General features: G+C 39.8%; 20 protein-coding genes. 13 read left to right on the forward strand and 7 right to left on the reverse strand.

The annotated features are described in order from the left end of the window. Positions 1 to 198 precede the first annotated feature (198 nt). Positions 199 to 795, forward strand: a complete 597-nt coding sequence (locus ACLKML_RS05665; protein ID WP_413282741.1) for a hypothetical protein — start codon at positions 199 to 201, stop codon at positions 793 to 795. 486 nt (positions 796 to 1,281) lie between these two features. After that, entirely contained in the window at positions 1,282 to 1,683 is a 402-nt protein-coding gene (locus ACLKML_RS05670; RefSeq protein WP_413282742.1) for a GFA family protein, read from the forward strand. Positions 1,684 to 1,883: 200 nt separating this feature from the next. Here ACLKML_RS05670 and ACLKML_RS05675 read toward each other — a convergent pair whose 3' ends face one another. The 3 genes from ACLKML_RS05675 to ACLKML_RS05685 are packed head-to-tail and all read right to left on the reverse strand — an operon-like array spanning position 1,884 to position 3,690. Next, entirely contained in the window at positions 1,884 to 2,408 is a 525-nt protein-coding gene (locus ACLKML_RS05675) for a chromate transporter (protein ID WP_317717987.1), read from the reverse strand. 17 nt (positions 2,409 to 2,425) lie between these two features. Then, entirely contained in the window at positions 2,426 to 2,968 is a 543-nt protein-coding gene (locus tag ACLKML_RS05680; RefSeq protein WP_413282743.1) for a chromate transporter, read from the reverse strand. A 47-nt stretch (positions 2,969 to 3,015) separates the two neighbouring features. Beyond that, on the reverse strand, positions 3,016 to 3,690 hold the full coding sequence (locus ACLKML_RS05685) for a GntR family transcriptional regulator (protein WP_413282744.1): 675 nt from the start codon (positions 3,688 to 3,690) through the stop codon (positions 3,016 to 3,018). Between the two features lie 157 nt (positions 3,691 to 3,847). On the opposite strand from ACLKML_RS05685, the gene ACLKML_RS05690 reads away from it, so the two are divergent. The 6 genes from ACLKML_RS05690 (at position 3,848) to ACLKML_RS05715 (ending at position 11,029) form a co-directional block, all read left to right on the forward strand. Then, positions 3,848 to 4,885 (forward strand): ABC transporter ATP-binding protein, encoded by a 1,038-nt coding sequence (locus ACLKML_RS05690; RefSeq protein ID WP_413282745.1) that lies wholly within the window; start codon positions 3,848 to 3,850, stop codon positions 4,883 to 4,885. Next, complete coding sequence (locus tag ACLKML_RS05695) at positions 4,875 to 5,939, forward strand: ABC transporter ATP-binding protein (protein WP_413282746.1); 1,065 nt, start codon at positions 4,875 to 4,877, stop codon at positions 5,937 to 5,939. Before ACLKML_RS05690 ends, ACLKML_RS05695 begins: the two co-directional genes overlap by 11 nt. A 70-nt stretch (positions 5,940 to 6,009) precedes the next feature. Beyond that, a complete protein-coding gene (locus ACLKML_RS05700; protein WP_413282747.1) occupies positions 6,010 to 7,506 on the forward strand; it encodes an ABC transporter substrate-binding protein in 1,497 nt (498 codons plus the stop codon). A gap of 48 nt (positions 7,507 to 7,554) precedes the next feature. Continuing rightward, positions 7,555 to 8,508 (forward strand): ABC transporter permease, encoded by a 954-nt coding sequence (locus ACLKML_RS05705; protein ID WP_413282748.1) that lies wholly within the window; start codon positions 7,555 to 7,557, stop codon positions 8,506 to 8,508. After that, positions 8,508 to 9,386 (forward strand): ABC transporter permease, encoded by an 879-nt coding sequence (locus tag ACLKML_RS05710; protein ID WP_413282749.1) that lies wholly within the window; start codon positions 8,508 to 8,510, stop codon positions 9,384 to 9,386. The genes ACLKML_RS05705 and ACLKML_RS05710 overlap by 1 nt, the downstream gene beginning before the upstream one ends. Positions 9,387 to 9,406: 20 nt before the next feature. Beyond that, complete coding sequence (locus tag ACLKML_RS05715) at positions 9,407 to 11,029, forward strand: gamma-glutamyltransferase family protein (RefSeq protein WP_413282750.1); 1,623 nt, start codon at positions 9,407 to 9,409, stop codon at positions 11,027 to 11,029. Between the two features lie 128 nt (positions 11,030 to 11,157). Here the strand turns inward: ACLKML_RS05715 and ACLKML_RS05720 are convergent, their stop codons facing one another. The 4 genes from ACLKML_RS05720 to ACLKML_RS05735 form a co-directional block, all read right to left on the reverse strand. Then, positions 11,158 to 11,610, reverse strand: a complete 453-nt coding sequence (locus ACLKML_RS05720) for a DUF302 domain-containing protein (RefSeq protein WP_413282751.1) — start codon at positions 11,608 to 11,610, stop codon at positions 11,158 to 11,160. Between the two features lie 187 nt (positions 11,611 to 11,797). Continuing rightward, positions 11,798 to 12,829, reverse strand: a complete 1,032-nt coding sequence (locus tag ACLKML_RS05725) for a methionine synthase (RefSeq protein ID WP_413282752.1) — start codon at positions 12,827 to 12,829, stop codon at positions 11,798 to 11,800. A 31-nt stretch (positions 12,830 to 12,860) separates the two neighbouring features. Next, positions 12,861 to 13,835 carry a DUF1852 domain-containing protein gene (locus ACLKML_RS05730; RefSeq protein ID WP_413282753.1) on the reverse strand — a complete coding sequence of 325 codons (975 nt, stop codon included), beginning with the start codon at positions 13,833 to 13,835 and terminating at the stop codon, positions 12,861 to 12,863. 499 nt (positions 13,836 to 14,334) lie between these two features. Then, complete coding sequence (locus ACLKML_RS05735) at positions 14,335 to 14,988, reverse strand: hypothetical protein (protein WP_413282754.1); 654 nt, start codon at positions 14,986 to 14,988, stop codon at positions 14,335 to 14,337. A 325-nt stretch (positions 14,989 to 15,313) separates the two neighbouring features. On the opposite strand from ACLKML_RS05735, the gene ACLKML_RS05740 reads away from it, so the two are divergent. Genes ACLKML_RS05740 through ACLKML_RS05760 form a run of 5 tightly spaced genes read left to right on the forward strand, consistent with a single transcriptional unit; the run spans position 15,314 to position 20,272 of the window. Then, positions 15,314 to 16,303: an extracellular solute-binding protein gene (locus ACLKML_RS05740; protein WP_413282755.1), complete on the forward strand. Its 990-nt coding sequence runs from the start codon at positions 15,314 to 15,316 to the stop codon at positions 16,301 to 16,303. Positions 16,304 to 16,306: 3 nt separating this feature from the next. Then, complete coding sequence (locus ACLKML_RS05745; protein ID WP_413282756.1) at positions 16,307 to 17,632, forward strand: amidohydrolase family protein; 1,326 nt, start codon at positions 16,307 to 16,309, stop codon at positions 17,630 to 17,632. Then, on the forward strand, positions 17,625 to 18,455 hold the full coding sequence (locus tag ACLKML_RS05750; RefSeq protein WP_413282757.1) for an ABC transporter permease: 831 nt from the start codon (positions 17,625 to 17,627) through the stop codon (positions 18,453 to 18,455). Before ACLKML_RS05745 ends, ACLKML_RS05750 begins: the two co-directional genes overlap by 8 nt. Further along, entirely contained in the window at positions 18,442 to 19,236 is a 795-nt protein-coding gene (locus ACLKML_RS05755) for an ABC transporter permease (RefSeq protein WP_317718218.1), read from the forward strand. Before ACLKML_RS05750 ends, ACLKML_RS05755 begins: the two co-directional genes overlap by 14 nt. 7 nt (positions 19,237 to 19,243) lie before the next feature. Beyond that, entirely contained in the window at positions 19,244 to 20,272 is a 1,029-nt protein-coding gene (locus ACLKML_RS05760; RefSeq protein WP_413282758.1) for an ABC transporter ATP-binding protein, read from the forward strand. Positions 20,273 to 20,305: the final 33 nt, after the last annotated feature.

Consider the following 20,305-nt stretch of genomic DNA (forward strand, 5'->3'; position numbering starts at 1 on the left):
ACTAACTTAATTTTTCCTTATTTGTTGAAGAAACAGGAATTGGTTTTGTAACTGCATAGCTATTTGGTGGTATTCCCATATGGCATATATTAAAAAGCAAATGATAAATCTAGATTGCTAGCGTGCTTTGAGTTGGTAGTAATGTGTGCTCGTTCGATACTAAAATACTATAAAACTCGTATCAAAAAAGGATAGGTGATGTTTGAACCATTAGAAACAGAAGAGGATGAGTTGAAAATAGCGGTCTCACTTCCAGAGTTAGATGCAGTATCTCATAGCTGCTTCATATCGTTAGATAATTTGAATAAATCATCATTACAACGCTCGGATTTTGATGCTTTATTTGTATCAGGTATTCTGCCCGATCAAAGCAGAAACCTATCCGAATTATGCATGGAAATCGGAGTGGAACTTGTTATTTTTGAAAACCCATTGAATAACTTGGCAGCAATCCATGATGTTGTCATCAATATTACCGATAAGTTGTTTTCAAGTGAAATGCCGAACAATATCGATCTTGCTGATATTAGAAATATCAACCAGTCTTCGGATTACATGTTTGCTTTTAATGATAAACAGTTAGCTTTAGACTTCATGAAAGATCAAGGGTTAGGCGATGTAATTGGTGGCGTGTATCTTGCTCATGGATATACTGAATTAGAAGAGTACGAAGCGACGAACAAAGAGTTATTGAATTATTTCTCCGACAATGGTTTTCTGTGTTCTAGTTTTCATTCTTCTGGTCGTTCAAAATGTACAATTCTGTTGGGCATTAAAAAGCAGGGTGTTCGCTAATAGTACAAATAAGGATAGATATCGCCTAGCCGACACCTTACCGGGGTGTTGAATAAGTGTAGTGTAACCGTTATTTCAGCCAACTAGAGGTGATATGATTACCTTATAAATCAATAGGCAAAGCGCTTTCAATAGCTTTTGAAGTGCGAGATCAAACTGAAAATATACTATTCTGTCGTTTCTCTGATTGTTGCATGAAGTGAGCCGGGCTTGTGCTGTTCAACGAGCACTAAAATCTGGTGAACTGACGGAAAGAAGCTTGCATAGTTATCAAAAACTACTTAAAGAGCAAGCATTAAACGGTGCAACATTGGCAGAAAAGCGTTCTAAACATAAGGCTCTAGGGAAGCTAATAATAGTAGCCAAAATTCTTCAAGGAAATTTAAGAACGGATGCTGAGCTACGCTTGAATATACGAATACCTAGAACTAAGATCTTTAAAGGAATGGTGTCTGTAAATTGTAAGTAATTAATGGAGGGACTTTTATGACTGATTATTTAGGTTCTTGTTTGTGTGGTGCTGTGAGCTTTGCGATAAAAGGAGAGTTTGATAGTTTTTACTTGTGCCACTGTCATTATTGCCAAAAGGATACGGGATCGGCACACGCGGCAAATCTATTTTCACAGTCTGCTCAATTGGTTTGGCAGTCAGGTTTTGATGCTGTAACGTCCTTTACGCTTCCTGATACTCGTCATAGTAAAAGTTTTTGCAAGTTCTGTGGTTCAGCACTGCCAAATACTCAGAATGAAGGGTTGCTCGTTGTCCCTGCCGGATGTCTGGACACTGATATTTCCATGTTGCCAACTGCGCAGATTTTTTCGTCTTGCAAAGCTTCTTGGGCTGGTGAGTTAGACCGCGTGGTGCAATTTGAGGGATTGCCGGAATGATTTGCCATTAAGAGACAGATTTCCTCCTGATGTCATCCGGCAGACCATTTGGTTGTCCTGCCGAGAGATAAGGTGGTTGTTTGATTGATGTTGAGTCTAAGGTTTAACAATTTAAACAGCCGCTTGTAAAATTACGGTTACATCACGAGCCAAACGGTATGGTCAGTGATTTGGGCAGAATTACGCTAATCTACCTAACTTTAAAGAAAAATAGATCCATAACCTAAGCCAAATATGATGACCAGTGTTGGGTGCCATTTTAATTTTTCCAAGGTAATGGCTGCGAATATAAACAAAGCGATGAAGTGAAGTGGAAATTCAGTTACGCCATGAGCTAAAAGCTTAAAAGTTAACATAGCCATTAGAGTAGTTACGACAGGCAATACCCATTGACTCATTGCTTTAACTTTTGGTGAGTCGCGGAATTGATAAAGTAACCTTAGAGCAACTAACATGATGATAAGTGTTGGCGCAATAGTAGCGAAAAGGGCAATAATAGCACCTAGAATTCCACCAACCTGATAACCTATATATCCGGCCATTTTAGTTGCTATCGGACTTGGTAGCGCGTTGCCTAATGCTAAAATTTCAGAAAACTGGGTAGTTGTCATCCATTGATAATTACCAACAACCTGTTCTTCTATTAAAGGAATAATTGCTGGCCCACCACCATATCCGATGATGTTTGGGATAAAAAAGGCGAGAAAAATAGTTAAGTAAATCACGATTAGAACCCCATTTGTTAAACCGCTTTTTCAGGTTTAAATATTGCAGCAATTAGAAGGCTAAAGATAATGATGCCTGGATGTATATTTACGAAGTAAATCAGAACTAAAGCTATAATACTCATCGTAGAGGCTGTAGCGAGCCCAAGACATTTATAGCCTTTATTGAAGAAATCCAGCGTTAATTTGGTTAACATCCAACTGACAACAGGTATAACACCATTTGCCATGCCTGTAACCCAGGGCATATCGCGGTATTGATTTAGCAATGAGAGGCCCAATATCATAACAATTACTATTGGGATTGTTATCGCAATAACCGCCAGAAACATACCAGTATAACCTGAAATTTTGTATCCGATATAGCCAGCCATTTTGGTTGCTATGGGGCCAGGTAATGTGTTTCCTATCGCTAAGACGTTAGAAAACTCATCATCACTCATCCAGTTATAACGTTTGACGACTTCATTATGGACTAACGGGATCATTGTTGGACCACCACCAAAACCAAACAAGCCGATGCGAAAAAAAGCATTAAAAATATTGATAAAAGTTGTCATTGAGTTTTGACCATTAAGTTTGTCTTCAAGCTTACGAGTTAAGTTATTTAATCATTAACTGAAATTGCTTTTGCAGAGTGACGTATATGTTCCTCAAGTGTTTTTAGTGCAGCTGGAATATCACGTTCTAGCACTAAGTTCTTCAGTTTTAGATGATATTCAACACTGGTGTTTCGTGAAAATTGAAAGCTCACACTATATCGACGATAACGGTCAAACTGAGCGTTCAAGCTTTTGACGAAAAAAAGCAACCACTCAGACTCAGAGCCAGACAATAGCGCTTGATGGAACTTATCGTGGACCAAATCGAGTTTATCCCGGCTTTCCTGTGAAATATCACGGTCTTCGTGTACGGTTTTTTCTTGTTGGCTCAACATATGGTAAGCGGCAACAACTCGGCTTTCCCATTCCATATCACCTTTTTCGATGGCCATCTTTAAAGCCATACATTCAAGATTAATCCGAGTTTCAGTTATATCTTCAAACTGTTTACTCGACATCTCGGGTACTCTAAATCCACGCTGACCTGAGTTGATGAGTAATTGACTTTCAGCTAGGCGAGATAAAGCCTCTCTTAAAGGGCTATAACTTACGTTGTAGCGATCCTTAATACTTTCCAGCTTGATTTTTTCCCCACTTGGGTAAACTCCGCGGATAATATCTTGTTTAAGAGCCTGGTAGATCATTTCTGATGTGGTCAAAGGTTCTGAACTATTCGTCATAGGTTTACCTATTTATAAAAGAATACACCAACAATACGTATGGTTAATATATCATAAAATAAAAAATATATATAAAAATTTAAAATGTTGACTATTTGTAAAAATATCGATATTTTGGTTATGTCATCATTTAGCAAGGATATAGCGAGGAGACGACATGGACCAAGAACCACTTTTAGAAGTGCGCGATTTATGTTTGGGAGTGAAGACCCATCAAGGGCAGGCCAGTATTTTAGATGGCGTTAGCTTTCAGCTGCGAGAAGGTAAAGTAACTTGTTTAGTCGGTGAGAGTGGCTGCGGTAAAAGTGTTACGTCACTGACCATCATGGGGTTACAACATCCTTTGTCATCGACGAGCAAAAGCGCATTACAGGCAAGTGGTGAGATCCTTTTTCAAGGTGAAAACTTGCTAGAGTTAAACGACAAACAAATGGAAGCGAAGCGAGGCCATCAGCTAGCCATGGTCTTTCAGGAGCCAATGACATCATTGAATCCGGTTCTAACCATTGGAGAGCAACTTTCTGAAGCGGTACGTACGCATCATCCAGAACTATCAACACAACAAGTTACAGCTAAAATTCTTAATACTCTAGAAAAGGTAAATATTTCAGGCGAAGGCCGCTTAGACGAGTACCCGTTTCAGCTTTCAGGTGGTTTACGTCAACGAATTATGATTGCGATGGCTTTGATTAATGATCCTAAATTGTTAATAGCTGACGAGCCAACTACAGCACTGGACGTAACGGTTCAGGCACAAATTCTAAAACTGATGAAAGATCTTCAGGATTCCCATCAGGCTTCAATTTTGTTTATTACTCATGACCTTGGTGTGGTTGCCGAGATTGCCGATGATGTGATCGTGATGTACGGTGGTCGAGTCGTTGAAAGCGGTCCTGTTGAAGAAGTATTCCGTGATCCTCAGCATCCTTACCTAATTGGTTTATTGAATTCGATTCCTAGAATCGGTGAGAAGAGAGCGACCTTGCAAACCGTTAAAGGTATGGTGCCAGCGGTGACAGCTATGCCCAGTGGTTGCCGCTTTCGAACTCGCTGCCCATTTACCACGTCTCAATGCGAGCAAATTCCTCCCCTTGCCAATCACGATAAAGGGCATGTTAGTCACTGTTGGTTTACCCCTTTAGAGCAACATATATCATTACCTGCAGACTGTGAGGACGTTCGCCATGTCGGTTAATAGTAGTACTTCGTCTGTGATTTTATCGGCTAAACGTCTTGTAAAACAGTTCAAAAGTGGTGACGAGGTAGTTAACGCAGTTAATGATGTCAGCTTTGATGTCATTGAAGGTGAAACATTGGCGATTGTTGGTGAGTCGGGGTGTGGCAAATCAACCCTCGGACGCATGTTGTTGCGCCTTCATGAACCTACTTCTGGTGATGTGGTTTATAAAAATGAAAGCTTATTGCAGCTAAGTAATAAGCAGATGCGAGCTTGTCGTAAAGAGCTACAAATGATTTTTCAGGACCCATTTGCGTCTCTTAACCCTAGAATGACAGTTTATAAAACTTTGGCTGAGCCTCTGAAAATTCATCAGAATCTCAGTGGTAAGGCTTTAGACAGCGCTGTTGATGAACTTTTGGAACTGGTCGGTTTGGCAAGATCTCATGCTAATAGTTACCCGCAAGAGTTTAGTGGTGGCCAACGTCAGCGTATCGCGATTGCCAGAGCACTTGCTAGTAAACCGTCTTTAATCGTAGGCGATGAACCGGTGTCTGCTCTTGACGTTTCCGTGCAGGCTCAGGTGATCAATTTACTTAATGAATTGAAAGAAAAATTTGGACTGACGTTAGTACTCATATCGCATGATCTATCCGTTATCGAACATATGGCTGATAGAGTGATTGTTATGTACCTAGGCCAAGTTCTTGAAATGGGGACTACGGATGAAATCTTTAACAATCCAAGGCACCCGTACACTCAAGCTTTATTAAGTTCAATACCACAGCCTGTACCCGGGGCAAATCAATTAAAAATATTACAGGGAGAGATACCCAATCCCAAAAGGTTGCCAGAAGGATGTTACTTCCGTTCTCGTTGTCAATATGCGGGGGTGCGTTGTGAACAGGAACACCCGACAGTGAAAACAGTACAACAAGGCGACGAAATGCTAAGCCATAAAGTGGCTTGCTTTCAACACAAGCAAATTCCTGAATTTATTCCTGTCCAATTAGATGAATCGGAATCTGAGAGTTATCAGATTCGACGACGTCTTTACCAACACTATTCATAAAATAACGCCTTCCAAAGTGATATGGCATCACTGCGAAGGTTATAAATACCATTGATATAAGGATATAGATATGAAAATGAAAAAGGCAACGCTATTACTAATGGCTATATTAGCTCCGTTAGTCAATGCCAAAGATCTCACTATCGGGTTGAATTCGGATCCTGATGCACTGGATCCAGATTTAAGTCGGACTATGGTAGGCCGTGAAGTTTTTACTTCTTTGTTTGATAAGCTTATCGATATTGATCAGCAAATGAATCTAAAACCTATGCTTGCAACGAGCTGGGAATGGGTTGATGACAACAAAGCGCTTGTTATGAAGCTACGTGAAGGTGTCACTTTCCATGATGGCGCGGCGTTTAATGCCGAAGCTGTGAAATTCAATTTAAATCGATCAATGACTCTGGAAGGTTCTCGTCGTAAAGGTGAACTTAACATGGTGTCTAGTGTGGAAGCTATTGATGAATACACAGTTAAAATTTCTCTCAAACAACCTTTTATTCCGCTTCTGGCTGCATTAGCAGACCGTTCTGGAATGATGGTTTCACCAAAGGCTGCATCTAGTGATGGTAAAGAGTTCAGTCGTAATCCTGTAGGTAGTGGCCCGTTTAAATTTGATAGCCGAGTGGCACAAGATCGTATTGTGCTGAACAAATATTCAGATTATTGGGAAACAGACCATTACCACTTTGATAAGGTAACTTACTTACCGCTTCCAGATGCCACTATTCGACTTGCAAATTTGCAATCTGGTCAACTGGATATTGCTGAACGCCTTTCTCCAAGTGATGTTGCGACTGTTGTATCTGACTCTGACCTGGTTTTGGCTGAAGCAACAGGCATCGGCTATAACGGTATTACGTTTAACCTTGGATTCGGTGCAAACAAAGATAAAACTATGGCGGTTAAGAACCCATTGGTTCGTGAAGCATTTGAATACGCTATTGACCGTCAGGTTATCAATCAAGTGGTATTTGCAGACCAGTATTTGGTCGATAATCAATGGGTAAGTGATACTAGCCCTTTCCACGCCCCTGATTTACCGACTCCTACAAGAGATGTCGAAAAAGCAAAATCGTTACTGAAACAAGCAGGTTACGACTCTGTTGATATTGAGTTAATGATTGCAAACACGACTGAAGCAACACAAATCGGTCAGGTGATTCAAGCGATGACAGGCGAAGCTGGTATCAATGTGAAGCTTAAAACAATGGACTTCGCAACGTCATTACAAGCACAGAGTAAAGGCGAATATGAAGCATACATTGTTGGCTGGAGTGGACGTGTTGACCCTGATGGCAACATATACACATTCTATGGAAAAGATGGGGCGCTAAACGAAAATGGTTTCGCTGATGAAGAAGTTCAGAGTCTACTGGTTCAAGCTCGTGGTGAAGCGGATATAGAAAAACGGAAACAATTTTATGCTAGCGCAATGAGCAAAGTTTTGGATATTCGTCCTCAGCTCTACCTATATCATCCTAAGTGGCAGTGGGGTATTTCAACAAATATCGAAGGATTCAAACCGTACGGCGATGGTATGCCACGTCTGCGTGACGTTAAGTAACTGCGTCAAATAAGAGGGAGTTCACTCCCTCTTTGATAAGGATATCTTATGCTCAAATTTATTCGAAAACGAATCTATACGGCAATTCCAACTCTGTTTCTGATTTCGTTATTTATTTTTGGATTACAAAAACTGATCCCAGGTGACCCTGCGTTAATTTTAGCAGGTGAAGATCGTAGCCCAGAAGCCATCGCTTACATCAGGGATATGTATCATCTTAATGAGCCGTTGATAAATCAATATTTGTACTGGTTGGGTGATGCTTTACGTGGTGATTTAGGAACATCAATCAGAAGTGATGAACCAGTAATGTCGCTACTGTTATCAAAATTACCGGTGACGTTAGAGCTTAGTATTTTAGCGATGCTGTTTGCTATTGTTATCAGTATTCCAATGAGTGTGCTCGCTGCGACCAGAAAGAATTCTGGTTGGGATTTTACTTCAAGTCTAATTGCACTAGCAGGCCAGTCTATTCCTAATTTTTGGCTTGGTTTTATGATGATTTTGTTGGTGTCTGTTCGTTGGGGGCTTCTGCCTGCTTCTGGTTATGTAGGCCCGACAGAAAGTTTGATTCAAAATTTACAAACAATGGTGATGCCAGCTTTTGTTCTGGGCACTGGGCTTGCCGCAACTTTGTTCCGTCACTCCCGAGGCTCGATGCTCGAAGTATTAGCTCAAGATTTTATTCGAACTGCGCGCGCCAAAGGTGTGTCGAGAAAAGTGATCTATTTAAAACATGCTCTGCGTAATGCTTTGATTCCTGTTGTCACGATGGCAACAATCCAATTCGGTGAATTACTTGGTGGTGCGGTGTTAACCGAGCAAGTATTTACTATCCCTGGTTTAGGCAAGTTAATTGTTGATTCCGTTTATAACCGTGATTTTCCGGTTGTTCAGGGCGTCGTAATGTTTTCTGCACTGATGTTCATTTTGAGCAATATTTTGGCAGACGTTACTTATTATCTTCTCGATCCAAAATTACGCCACAGAGAGGTGCATTAATGGCTACTGCTATTTATTCAAAGCCTGCCGATCTAAGTTGGTGGGCAAAATGGTCAGAAAATCGAGCCTGGAAGAAATTTCGTTCTAACCCAATCGGTTGGATCGGTCTTAGTTTGATTGTGATTTTTGTTTTGTTAGCTTTGTTTGCACCTTTATTAGCACATTATGATCCGACGAAAACTGATTGGTTGGCAGTGAGAAAGCCACCATCAATTCAGTACTGGCTAGGCACTGATGAGATCGGACGCGATATATACAGCCGTCTTCTTTATGGTGCCAGAGCTTCTCTGATGGCGGGGTTTTTCTCTGTATTTATTGCTTTCATTATTGGTGTACCGCTAGGCATGATAGCGGGCTATTTTGGCGGATATTTTGAGCTGATTATATCTCGTTGTACCGAAGCTATTATGGCTATTCCATCGTTGATTCTGGCTATTGCATTAGCCGCTGCTCTTGGTGCAAGTTTGACCAATGCGATGATCGCGATAGGTATTGCAAACGTACCAATTTTTGTTCGTCTTACTCGTGGTCAGGTTCTATCTGTTAAGTACACCGAATATGTCGAAGCCGCTAATTCAGTGGGAGTTTCTCATTTTGGGATCCTTACGAAATATATTTTTCCGAATATTCTGCCACCTCTTTTCATACAAGTAACACTTTCATTAGCGAGTGCCATTATCGCTGAATCTAGCTTGTCATTTCTAGGATTAGGGCAACAGCCACCCGCAGCTAGTTGGGGAAGTATGTTAAATGCCGCAAAAGGGTTTCTTACTCAAGCTCCCTGGATGGCTATTTGGCCGGGTATAGCTATTTTCTTAATTGTTATGGCATTTAATCTGTTTGGCGACGCACTTCGTGATGCATTTGACCCAAAGTAATATAATACAAAGGATAATTTATGAATATTCATTCTACCTCATACCCATTCACATCACAGCGTAACGCCGTATACAGCGCTAATGGCATGGTAGCGACATCTCAACCTTTAGCGGCTCAAGTTGGTTTACGTATATTACAAAAAGGTGGTAATGCAGTTGATGCTGCTATTGCTATGGCTGCTGCGCTGACCGTTATTGAGCCAACATCGAACGGTATTGGTGGAGATGCTTACGCTCTAGTTTGGATGAAAGACAAGTTATACGGTTTGAACGCGAGTGGTTTATCACCCAAAAGCATTAGTGAGGAAAAAGTTCGAGAGCAAGGTCTAGAGGAAATGCCAACTTATGGTTGGACGCCAGTAACTGTACCAGGAGCGCCTTCTGCATGGGTAGCACTGAACGAACGTTGGGGTGAATTGTCATTATTGGAGTGTTTAACTCCCGCAATTGAATACGCAGAACAAGGTTATCCGCTAAGTCCTACTTTGTCCAAATACTGGGCGCAAGCGGCGACCAAATTTTCAAAATTGAAAGAAGAAGGTGAGTATGGGGCGGTATTTGATGAATGGCTAAAAATATTTACCATTGATGGTAAGGCTCCAGAGTTGGGGCAGGTTTGGCGTTCTCAAGACCATGCAGATACGTTACGTTCTATTGGCGAAACCAACGCAGAATCTTTCTACCGTGGAGAGCTGGCGAAGAAAATATCTGATGCGTCTCAAAAAGCGGGTGGTTATATTTCATTTGATGATTTGGCATCACATAAAGCGGAATGGGTTGAACCGGTAAAAGCCAATTATCGTGGCTACGATGTGTGGGAAATTCCACCAAATGGCCAAGGTATGATTGCTCTAATGGCGTTGAACATTATGAAAACCTTTGAACCTGTAAAGAATAATGATGCTCTGAATATACATAAGCAGATTGAAGCAATGAAGCTCTCTTTTGCTGATGGTTTGCATTACATTACTGATGAACGTGATATGAAAGTATCTACACAGTCATTACTATCTGACGAGTACGCTATTGAAAGAGCTGAGCTTATAAAATCATATGCTCAAAAACATTGTCCAGGAGAGCCAAAAGCAAGCGGAACCATTTATCTTTCTACCGCAGACAAAGACGGCAATATGGTTTCATTTATACAAAGTAACTATATGGGTTTTGGTTCCGGAGTAGTTGTGCCTGGCACGGGTATTGGACTACAAAACCGTGGCCACACTTTTTCTTTAGATAAGACGCATGTGAACTACCTGCAACCGAGTAAGAGAACGTTCCATACGATAATTCCTGGTTTTATTACTAAAGATGATCAAGCAGTAGGACCATTTGGCGTAATGGGTGGGTTTATGCAGCCTCAAGGACATTTGCAAGTTGCAATGAATTTAATCGACTTTGAATTCAACCCCCAAGTAGCGTTAGACGCACCACGTTGGCAGTGGCTGAAAGGCAATGAGGTTGTTGTTGAAAAAGAAATGCCTCAGCATATTATTCAAACACTTCAAGAACTTGGGCATGAAATTACCGTCGCTCCAGATAGAGGGAGTTTTGGTCGTGGTCAGGTCATTGTGCGTGATAATAACCGCTCTGTTTTCGTCGGCGGAACTGAGAGTCGTACCGATGGAGCCGTAATCGGTTACTAAACTGTCTTGTTAATATAAAAAATAGCCCTTTAATGTTATGCGTTAAAGGGCTATTTTTTTATATGTAAAAGGGGAGATTATAGCCACCTAATGGATTCATCGTTTTGCTATAAACATAAGTTCATAAATTATTTGGAAACAGTGGCCTCTGATAACTTGCTTAACACTCCCGATATTTTGCCAATGACTTCATCACAACCCTTTATATCATGGCGCTTCATCAAGTAATTAGGATTATTGTAGGTAAGCCACACCTTATTGTTTTCATCTTCATTTACCATTACCTTTTGTGGTAAATCAATAGCGACATTTTGAGCACATTGCATTAACGGCGTTCCAACATTTGGATTACCAAAAATGATAACTTCTGTTGGGCGTAACTTTAGATCTACGTTGCTGGCATTTTGTTGATGATCAATTCTTGTAAATACAGTTAACCCTTTGCTTTTCGCAATATTTTCAAAACGGTCAGCCGTTTCTTTTACCGAATAATCACTTTCATATTTGACTAAACCGTCAGAAGCCGCCACTGAAAATGATGCGAAAGATAGGATGATACTTAATGATACTAATTTTTTCATGTCTATACCTTTACTAGTTAACGTATTTGAATATATGTTTCGCCTAAAGCCGTAGGTACTAAGTGGACTAAAATAGTCGGCTATAAAGTACAGTGTAGCCAACCATTGTCGTTCTGTTTTGCAGTGCGTGTGATATTTTTAATTTCCGTAATATAAGCATCACTGTAAATATCAAAAATATACCTTGTTACTGTGCTAATAACTCGCGTCTCACAATGTCAGTTCCGGCTGTTAGTGCGTGCAGTTTCGCGCGTGCGATATCACGAGGGAGAGGAGCCATTCCACAGTTTGTACATGGGTAGATTTTGTCAGCATCTATATATTTAAGCGCTTCACGTAGTGTTTCTGCTACGGCTTCTGGTGTTTCGATAGTGTGGGTAGCGACATCAATTGCGCCGACCATTACTTTTTTGCCGCGTAATAGTTCCAGTATATTCATTGGTACGCGCGAGTTATGGCATTCCAGAGAGATGATGTCGATATTCGATTGTTGTAGTTTAGGAAACACTTGTTCGTATTGACGCCATTCATTCCCTAGTGTCTTTTTCCAATCAGTATTAGCTTTAATCCCATAGCCGTAACAAATGTGGACAGCAGTTTCGCATTTTAGACCCTCGATTGCTCGCTCAAGTGCAGCGATACCCCAATCATTAACGTCATCAAAAAATACGTTGAACGCTGGCTCATCAAATTGAATAATATCCACGCCCGCGGCCTCAAGCTCTTTCGCCTCTTGATTTAGAATTTTAGCGAACTCGAATGCTAATTGTTTACGGCATTTATAATGCGCATCATACAGAGTATCAACCATGGTCATAGGCCCAGGCAATGCCCACTTAATTTGCTTGTCTGTTTGTGAGCGTAGGAATTTTGCATCTTCAACAAATACGGCTTTTTGTCGAGATACCGGTCCGACAACGCTTGGTACACTGGCTTCGTATCGGTTGCGAATTGTTACTGTTTTGCGATTTTCAAAATCCACGCCATTTAAGTGCTCAATAAAAGTGGTGACAAAGTGTTGACGTGTCTGCTCTCCGTCACTCACGATGTCTGTTCCTGCGAGCAATTGCTCCTGTAGTGCAACGCGAAGCGCGTCATGCTTTCCATCAATAAGTTCTTGTCCTTGTAACTTCCAAGGAGACCAAAGCACCTCTGGTTGAGCTAGCCAAGTTGGTTTAGGTAAGCTGCCAGCGGTCGAAGTAGGGAATATTTTTTTCATAATTTAAGTCTTTGTATTATCTCGTGAAGGATTAAACGTTCTGAGTGGACCATTGTTCAAGAATTGATTGATAAGGCTTGATGAAAACTTGTTCAACAAACTTACCTTGTTCTATGGCCAGTCGAGCGCGCTCTTCACGGTCATAAACAATATCAGTTAGAGAATGGGAATCACTGTTCAAGTTTGCTTGATAACGTTCGCCTGCGATTGTGTTGGCAAAATAGATCTCAGGACGGTAGATTTTTTGGAATGTTTCCATTGTGCTAATGGTGCTGATCAGCTCCAAATTGGAGTAATCGTTTAGTAGATCACCAAAAAAGAAAAAGGCAAAGGGTGCGACGCTATTTTTGGGCATAAAGTAACGAACTTGCAAGCCCATTTTTTGAAAGTACTGCTCCGTTAACGATGATTCATTCGGTGTGTATTCAAAACCAAGAATAGGGTGCTGGTTTTGGGTGCGGTGGTACACTTTGCTGTCTGAAACGCTTAAACAAATGACAGGCGATTTAGTGAAATTTTGCTTGTAAGCTTCTGAGTTGATGAAAGACTTGAATATGTTGCCATGTAAAATGCCAAAGTTTTCCGGTACCGAGAAAGTCGGCTTGCCTGTATTGTGAGTCAGTAAGCGCACGCTAAAGTCGTAATCACGCACGTACGAAGAGAAGTTGTTACCTACGATACCTTCAATACGTTGATTTGTTTGATGATCAATGACCCAAGTCTTTAGTATTTCAATTGATGGAATCGCTTCACTCGCTTCGTTGATTTTGATGTCTGCCGAAACGATTTCAAGCTCTACCGCGTAACGATCGCCTGTTGGGTTATCCCAACAAGCTAATTCATTAAAACGGTTGTTAATCATATTTAATGCATTACGTAAGTTCTGCTTACGGTGCTGGCCACGTGCTAAATTTGCAAAATTAGTTGTGATACGGGTGTTGTCTGATGGGTGATAATTTTCATCGAGACAAGTCTTTTTAATTGTAAACGTAAAATTTTGAGTCATAGGTGTGCTACTCAGTTTGCGATAGATGAATTAAAACCATCTATTGTTAAATTCATAACTAATTTATAACTGGCGCACTACATGATTAACAATGGTATTACTTAATGCATATTATGAAATGAATTCATGATCAGAATAGTTAAATGAAAAAGCATCAATTACTAAAGGTGATAGATTTTCTGATAGTAAGTTTATTTGCCATGGTATTTTTGATTGAAATGCTGTTTTTTCATGCTGCGTGGTTGATGGACGAGGTTATATTAATATTGGTAGTGAGCGCCTCTACCCCTAAGTGAATGGTAGATCTGGAAAGTGACGTTTTGGTTGTTTATAGTATCTTCAATGTACAAAGGCACCAGTGTGGAATTTTATAAAAATCTACACTGGTGCCTTTGTTGCGTAGCGTAATATTACCGTTAGTAAATAAGTAATTTACTGGAAAACTGCTAGTTAATTTAGTTAAGTAGAGTGTACCCAGTCGCCTGTTTATGTAAATCTGTTACTTCAGGTTTGAAATCTCTTCAACAAACTCATTAAGTGTCAATGTAACGTGTTTTTTAAACAACTCACCGGTTAAGCGCAAACCATTGATGTTAGCAATTTCATAATCTGATTTTTCATGCTCGATACTATCGTTCACTTTGTATGTTTTGGAGAGTAATTCAGAACCTTGAGAATCAACTACTGTATAAGTAATCTCAAAATCGGCAACGATCTCTTGCTCATTTGAAGCGAAGCCAAGAGTTAGTGTTTCTTTTAGAAGTGTTTCGCCGAATAAATCATGGATAGTAACAGGACCTTCGCCATCAAATGCTTTGATATGAGCGACTACTTTATAGTCACCTTGGTCTGAATTTACAATTAAAGCATTGCTAGGTAACTGGCTTGCAAGAATTTGATTGAAATTATTTACTACCGTGCGAGTTGAACCATTTAGACGAGCTTCTGAAATTGGCATAGACGGTAGCATTTCACCATCAAAAAAAACGCCATATTCAGGTGCTTGGTAAGTAAGTTCATATGCAATCTTTTTTTCATTCATAGCCTGAACATCATGAGCTTTAACATAAGGCATATCAACTTGACCAGGTGTTGCACAACCTACAAGAGCAGCTACAGCTAAAATAGATGCTATCTTGTTAAATTTGTTCATTATTTATTCCTTAATAAATTTTATCGCCAATTGACGGCGGCATGATACATCATATGAATGAATTTTTTTGAAATCATACTTTTCATATATGCAATATTATGCTTATAGAAAGATGTTCCACAAGCAAACTACCAACTAATTCAATTTACCTAAGTGAGCAAGGCCTTAGCGCTTGGTTAGAAAACGGCTTACTGGTAAACCGTATTAAGTCTGGTTAAGTTTGACAGTACTGATAAAATACATTATAAATCAGTGATCTATTTTCATATTTGTGAAATACTGACATGTAATGGATTGTCGAAATGTAACCTAATAAGGAAAGCAAATGAAAAAAATCGGATCGCTTTTAGCACTGACGATGATAGTTCTACCTACTTATGCTAGTGGATCGGACGAGCATAGAACTTTGGTTGTGTCTACGTGGGACTACGATATTGAGGCTCTGCAAGAATTCGTCTTTACTCCTTTTGAAGAAGAACACAATGTGACGATAGAACTCGATCTAGGTCGCGATGGAGATCGATACACCAAGCTGAAGAATGAGATTGATATTACCGATATTGATGTATTTCTTGCTACCCAAGCGACAGCGCAGAAGGGTATAGAGGATGGTCTTTTTGCTAGTATGAATAAGGCTGACTTGAAAAATTATGACAGTTTGTTTGAACTGACTAAAAACCCCAACGGTGAGACTTATGGCCCTTCTTATACCGTAAATAGACTCAGAGTAGCGGGCAATTCAGACAACATTCCTTCAACTTGGGCAGAAATCCTTGCAGACCACGATAGCAAGGTTGCTATCCCTCATATGACATCAACCTTCGGCCCGATGGTTCTTTACGGAGCTGGCGAGGTTTCTGGTGATGCTTCAGAAAATATTGCTGCAATTGAAAGTTGGGTATCTAGCGGAAAGGTTCACGCTTATGTTAGTACTTTCAGTACTAGAAAAGCGGTTATCAATGGCGAATTTGATTACGCTTTGCTGGCTGACTTTGGATACACGCCTGACTTAAACTGGGGTGATCTGGATAAAGTTATGCTTAATAGCAATACGGTTAACATAGTGAAAGGAAGTAAGAATAGTGACCTTGCGATGGAATTTATCGACTTCTTACTTTCTGAACAAGTACAGAAAGAGTCGTTGGATCGTGGAATCGATTCTCCTGTAAATAAAAATGTTAAATTTGAAGAAAGTCAGGAAAATGTTAAAACCAACCTTGCTTCTTTCCCCAATGCGGTGATCACTGATATTGGCCTAGTTAATGAAAATAGAGCAACTTGGGTTGCTAAATGGAATGAGCTGTTTACAGAATAAACCATGAAAATACTAATCAAGAATATAACCATTATTACAATGAATGATAGTCTTGATATTTTAAAGAATGCGAATATCTCCATCGTAAATGATGAAATATCTCGCATTTTTTTTGATGAAATATCTGACGATTATGATCAAGTTATCGATGGAACGGATAAACTGCTGCTCCCCGGTTTTATCAATACTCACACGCATGTTCCCATGACTGTATTTAGAGGGCTCGGGGACGATATGAAAGATCGTCTTACCAAGCTGCTATTTCCTTTAGAAAATGCATGCCTGAATGACGACATTGTATATGCCTCATCACTTTTAAGTCTCTCTGAGATGTTACTGAGTGGAACGACATGTTTCGCTGATATGTATACTTTTACTGAGGCAACAGCAAAAGCATCAAATGAATTAGGGTTAAGAGCCTTTATTGGACAAGGGATCACAGACGAGCGATCAGGGGAACAGCTTAACGCTGATCACGGCTTTGAGTTATTTGAAAAATTTATCGAAAATCATCGCGATAATCCCCTTATAAATGGTGCTCTAGCACCTCACTCTGTTTACATGACCTCTGAGCCGCTATTGATAAAATGTAGAGAGCTGTCGGATAAGTATGAAGTACCTTTTCTGATTCACTTGGCAGAACAGCCGTGGGAAGCAGACCCTTATCTAGCAGAGCATGGATCAGTTATTAAGTATCTTGATAACATTGGTGCAATCAACAAGCGATTTATTGGTGCTCACGGCATACTTGTCGATGATGAAGATATGAAGGTTCTAGCCAATGCAGGGGCTTCTATTTCACACTGTCCAGCAGGTAACAGCAAGAGTGGCAGACCTATTGCTCCAGTTCGTGAATACCTTGAACAAGGCGTGAACATAACCTTAGCAACAGATGGTCCTATGAGTGGGAATCATATGGATATGATGAGTGTCATGAATTGTGCGCCAAAAATGCAGAAAGTGAAATATCTAAACAGGGAGTTATGTCCTGCTAAAGAGATCTTGAAAATGGCAACGATTAACGGAGCCAAGGCACTGAATATAGATCATCTCGTCGGTAGTATCGAGGTTGGCAAGAAAGCTGATTTTATGGTGATCAACCCTCAAACCATAAACATGCTTCCTCTCTACGATTACTATGCCGCCATCGTTTATGCTATGCAGCCACAAAATATACAACATGTGTTTGTTAATGGAGAACTGAAGGTTAAAGATTCAAAACTCGTTAAAACAAATGAAGATAAAGTTATTCAGAAGTTTATGTCTGCCTTTGACATTGTAGAGACAGAAAGCCGTGAGTTATTGAAAAAGGCAGCTCAAAATGAATAAAGAAAAATTGATAATTTTCATACCGAGTTTATGCTTGATTGCTGTGTTAGTTTTTATTCCTTTGTTGATGCTTACTCAAAAATCCTTATCGGTTGACGGTACAATTGGCCTTGCGAATTATCTAGAGTTATTCGAAGATTCAACATTCAAAAAAGCTTTGAGAAACACCTTTTCTATCTCTTTCTTTGTTGTCTTTGCCACTCTTTTAATCGGTTTACCAACGGCATATTTCATTTCTAGGACGCAGGGTAGGTTAAAAAATATTCTGCTTCTTTTAACGCTTTTTCCTCTTTTAACCAATGCGGTTGTAAGAAGTATTTCATGGATGATTATTCTCGGATACGATGGCATTTTAAGTAGGCTGATACATGACTTAGGCTTTATAAGTGAACCTATTAGTTTTATGTACTCAAAGCTCGCCGTTATTATTGGTTCGACTTATATATTTCTTCCGCTCATGATTGTCTCTCTAATAGGCGTGATGGATAACATCTCAGAAGAGATAGAAGATGCTTCAATAAGTCTAGGAGCATCTAGGCTTCAGACCTTTTTTAATGTGATTATTCCAAATTCCGTCGCTGGCATTATTGTCGGTATTGTTTTGGTGTTCACTGCAACTCTGACTGCATATACAACCCCTAATATACTCGGCGGAACAAGAACAGTGGTTCTTGCTACTTTGGTTCAACAGTATGGAACAACCCTTGGTCGTTGGGAATTGGTGTCTTCAATTTCTATTTTTCTGTTTGCTTTAACCGTTGTGGTTATAACCCTGGTTAATAAATCAGCGAGTTTGGTTGGAGGCAAAAATGAAGAAAAGTAAACTACTCACAGCGTTTGTCTGCCTTGTATTCTTTTATCTGCTTTTTCCTTTGTTTATCACGGTTGTCGCGTCCTTCAATAGTGAAGATATACTGACATATCCTATCGAAGGCTTTTCATTAAAGTGGTATGAAAATGCCTTTAATAGCAGCTATATATCGGGCTTTGCCATTAGTTTCCAAGTTGGGATTGTAGCAACAATCATTTCATTATGTTTTGGTGTGCCTGTCGCTTATGGATTAGCAAAATTTAAGGACCGATTTACCAAGTCGATAAAAAATGTTTTTTTCTCTCCAGTACTCATACCAGGTATTGTGCTGAGTTATTCCCTCTTTTTAGGTTGGGTTTTTATTGCGAAAGAGTTTGATATCAAGCTACCTAAATTACTGGTTCTGATGTCGGCTCACATTATAGTCTTGTTTCCTTATACCATTAGGGTTATTGGTGGTGCCTTTGACAAGTTTGATTTTACTATCGAAGATGCAGCTGAGAGCTTGGGTGCAACAAAGAAAGATTTTATTCTGCATATATTAGTGCCAAGTATTACTCCGGCCATAATATCGGCATCAGTCCTGTCTTTTATTACATCATTTAACGATATCCCTATATCCATTTTCTTGTATGGAAGAGGCTCGACACCACTCCCTATTATTATGATGCAAGATGTTGAAAAATATGGTGATCCCACTGTTGCAGCAGTGTCAGTGATCCTACTGATCATAACAATTGGAATAACATACCTAATTGAAAAGACTTTGGGTCTAAATAACTACGGAAGGTAGAAAAGTAATGGCAAGATTGGTACTTAATGATTTAAAGGTATCTTACGACGGTAAAGTTAATATATTGGAAGACTATAACCTTGAAATAGAAGATGGAAAATTAGTTTCTATTTTAGGCCCTTCTGGTTGTGGTAAAACGACTACCCTAAAAGCTGTTGCTGGATTTTTAGAGGCGGCTGGTGGAGAGATTCTTATTGATAATGAAGATTACTCCAAAGTACCTGTAAACAAGAGAAATTTCGGTATAGTTTTTCAATCTTACGCTTTGTTTCCAAATATGACAGTATTTGAAAACGTATCTTATGGGCTAAGATTAAGGAAAGTTCCGAAAGATGAAGCGAAGAAAATGGTTCTTGATATCCTTGAGACAGTAGAATTACTGTCATTAAAGGATCGAAAGCCTGAAAACTTGAGTGGTGGACAAAGGCAAAGGGTGGCTCTTGCTAGAGCATTGGTTATTTCTCCTAACTTGTTGCTATTAGATGAACCGCTTTCTAATTTGGATGCTAAGTTGCGAATTGAGATGAGATCTCAAATCAAAAGAATGCAGCAGAAGTTCAAAATAACAACCATCCTGATTACCCATGATCAGGAAGAATGTTTTTCTATCTCAGATAAAGTTGCCATTATGAATAATGGCAAGATAGAGCAGTACGATTCACCAGAAAATATTTACAGTAATCCCAAGTCTATTTTCGTTGCAGATTTTGTCGGCTTTAAGAATCTTTTCGATGTCACTAAAGTTGGTGATGGCGTATATAAACTGAGCAATGGCCAAGAGATAGAGGCCGAAGATGTTCAAAATGCCAAGAAAATTGCTATCAGACCTCAAAATATTGCAATAGGTCAGGGGAGCGGATCTTTCTTCGAAGGAGCCGTAACAGTGCGAACGTATTTAGGTGAAGACTATCAATATGAGGTCGCGACGGATTTGGGAGAGATTGTAGTGAACGCTGACAAGGAGGCCGCTTTCAATACTGGAGATATAATCAAACTGCATTTTCCTAAGGATAGTATTTGTGTATTAGCAAGTTAATAACAGTACTTACGTTTGGATCGAGAGATTGAT

Origin of the sequence: Vibrio sp. MA40-2 (assembly GCF_047302445.1) — a bacterium.
Lineage (GTDB): Bacteria > Pseudomonadota > Gammaproteobacteria > Enterobacterales > Vibrionaceae > Vibrio.

Bases quoted from the DNA above. Each gene is read 5' to 3' on its own strand.
- ACLKML_RS05700 (WP_413282747.1), top strand. From the start codon at position 6,010: ATGAAAATGAAAAAGGCAACGCTATTACTAATGGCTATATTAGCTCCG.
- ACLKML_RS05745 (WP_413282756.1), top strand. From the start codon at position 16,307: ATGAAAATACTAATCAAGAATATAACCATTATTACAATGAATGATAGT.
- ACLKML_RS05695 (WP_413282746.1), top strand. From the start codon at position 4,875: ATGTCGGTTAATAGTAGTACTTCGTCTGTGATTTTATCGGCTAAACGT.
- ACLKML_RS05755 (WP_317718218.1), top strand. From the start codon at position 18,442: ATGAAGAAAAGTAAACTACTCACAGCGTTTGTCTGCCTTGTATTCTTT.
- ACLKML_RS05690 (WP_413282745.1), top strand. From the start codon at position 3,848: ATGGACCAAGAACCACTTTTAGAAGTGCGCGATTTATGTTTGGGAGTG.
- ACLKML_RS05705 (WP_413282748.1), top strand. From the start codon at position 7,555: ATGCTCAAATTTATTCGAAAACGAATCTATACGGCAATTCCAACTCTG.
- ACLKML_RS05740 (WP_413282755.1), top strand. From the start codon at position 15,314: ATGAAAAAAATCGGATCGCTTTTAGCACTGACGATGATAGTTCTACCT.
- ACLKML_RS05760 (WP_413282758.1), top strand. From the start codon at position 19,244: ATGGCAAGATTGGTACTTAATGATTTAAAGGTATCTTACGACGGTAAA.
- ACLKML_RS05710 (WP_413282749.1), top strand. From the start codon at position 8,508: ATGGCTACTGCTATTTATTCAAAGCCTGCCGATCTAAGTTGGTGGGCA.
- ACLKML_RS05670 (WP_413282742.1), top strand. From the start codon at position 1,282: ATGACTGATTATTTAGGTTCTTGTTTGTGTGGTGCTGTGAGCTTTGCG.
- ACLKML_RS05715 (WP_413282750.1), top strand. From the start codon at position 9,407: ATGAATATTCATTCTACCTCATACCCATTCACATCACAGCGTAACGCC.
- ACLKML_RS05680 (WP_413282743.1), bottom strand. From the start codon at position 2,968: ATGACAACTTTTATCAATATTTTTAATGCTTTTTTTCGCATCGGCTTG.
- ACLKML_RS05720 (WP_413282751.1), bottom strand. From the start codon at position 11,610: ATGAAAAAATTAGTATCATTAAGTATCATCCTATCTTTCGCATCATTT.
- ACLKML_RS05685 (WP_413282744.1), bottom strand. From the start codon at position 3,690: ATGACGAATAGTTCAGAACCTTTGACCACATCAGAAATGATCTACCAG.
- ACLKML_RS05750 (WP_413282757.1), top strand. From the start codon at position 17,625: ATGAATAAAGAAAAATTGATAATTTTCATACCGAGTTTATGCTTGATT.
- ACLKML_RS05735 (WP_413282754.1), bottom strand. From the start codon at position 14,988: ATGAACAAATTTAACAAGATAGCATCTATTTTAGCTGTAGCTGCTCTT.
- ACLKML_RS05665 (WP_413282741.1), top strand. From the start codon at position 199: ATGTTTGAACCATTAGAAACAGAAGAGGATGAGTTGAAAATAGCGGTC.
- ACLKML_RS05725 (WP_413282752.1), bottom strand. From the start codon at position 12,829: ATGAAAAAAATATTCCCTACTTCGACCGCTGGCAGCTTACCTAAACCA.
- ACLKML_RS05730 (WP_413282753.1), bottom strand. From the start codon at position 13,835: ATGACTCAAAATTTTACGTTTACAATTAAAAAGACTTGTCTCGATGAA.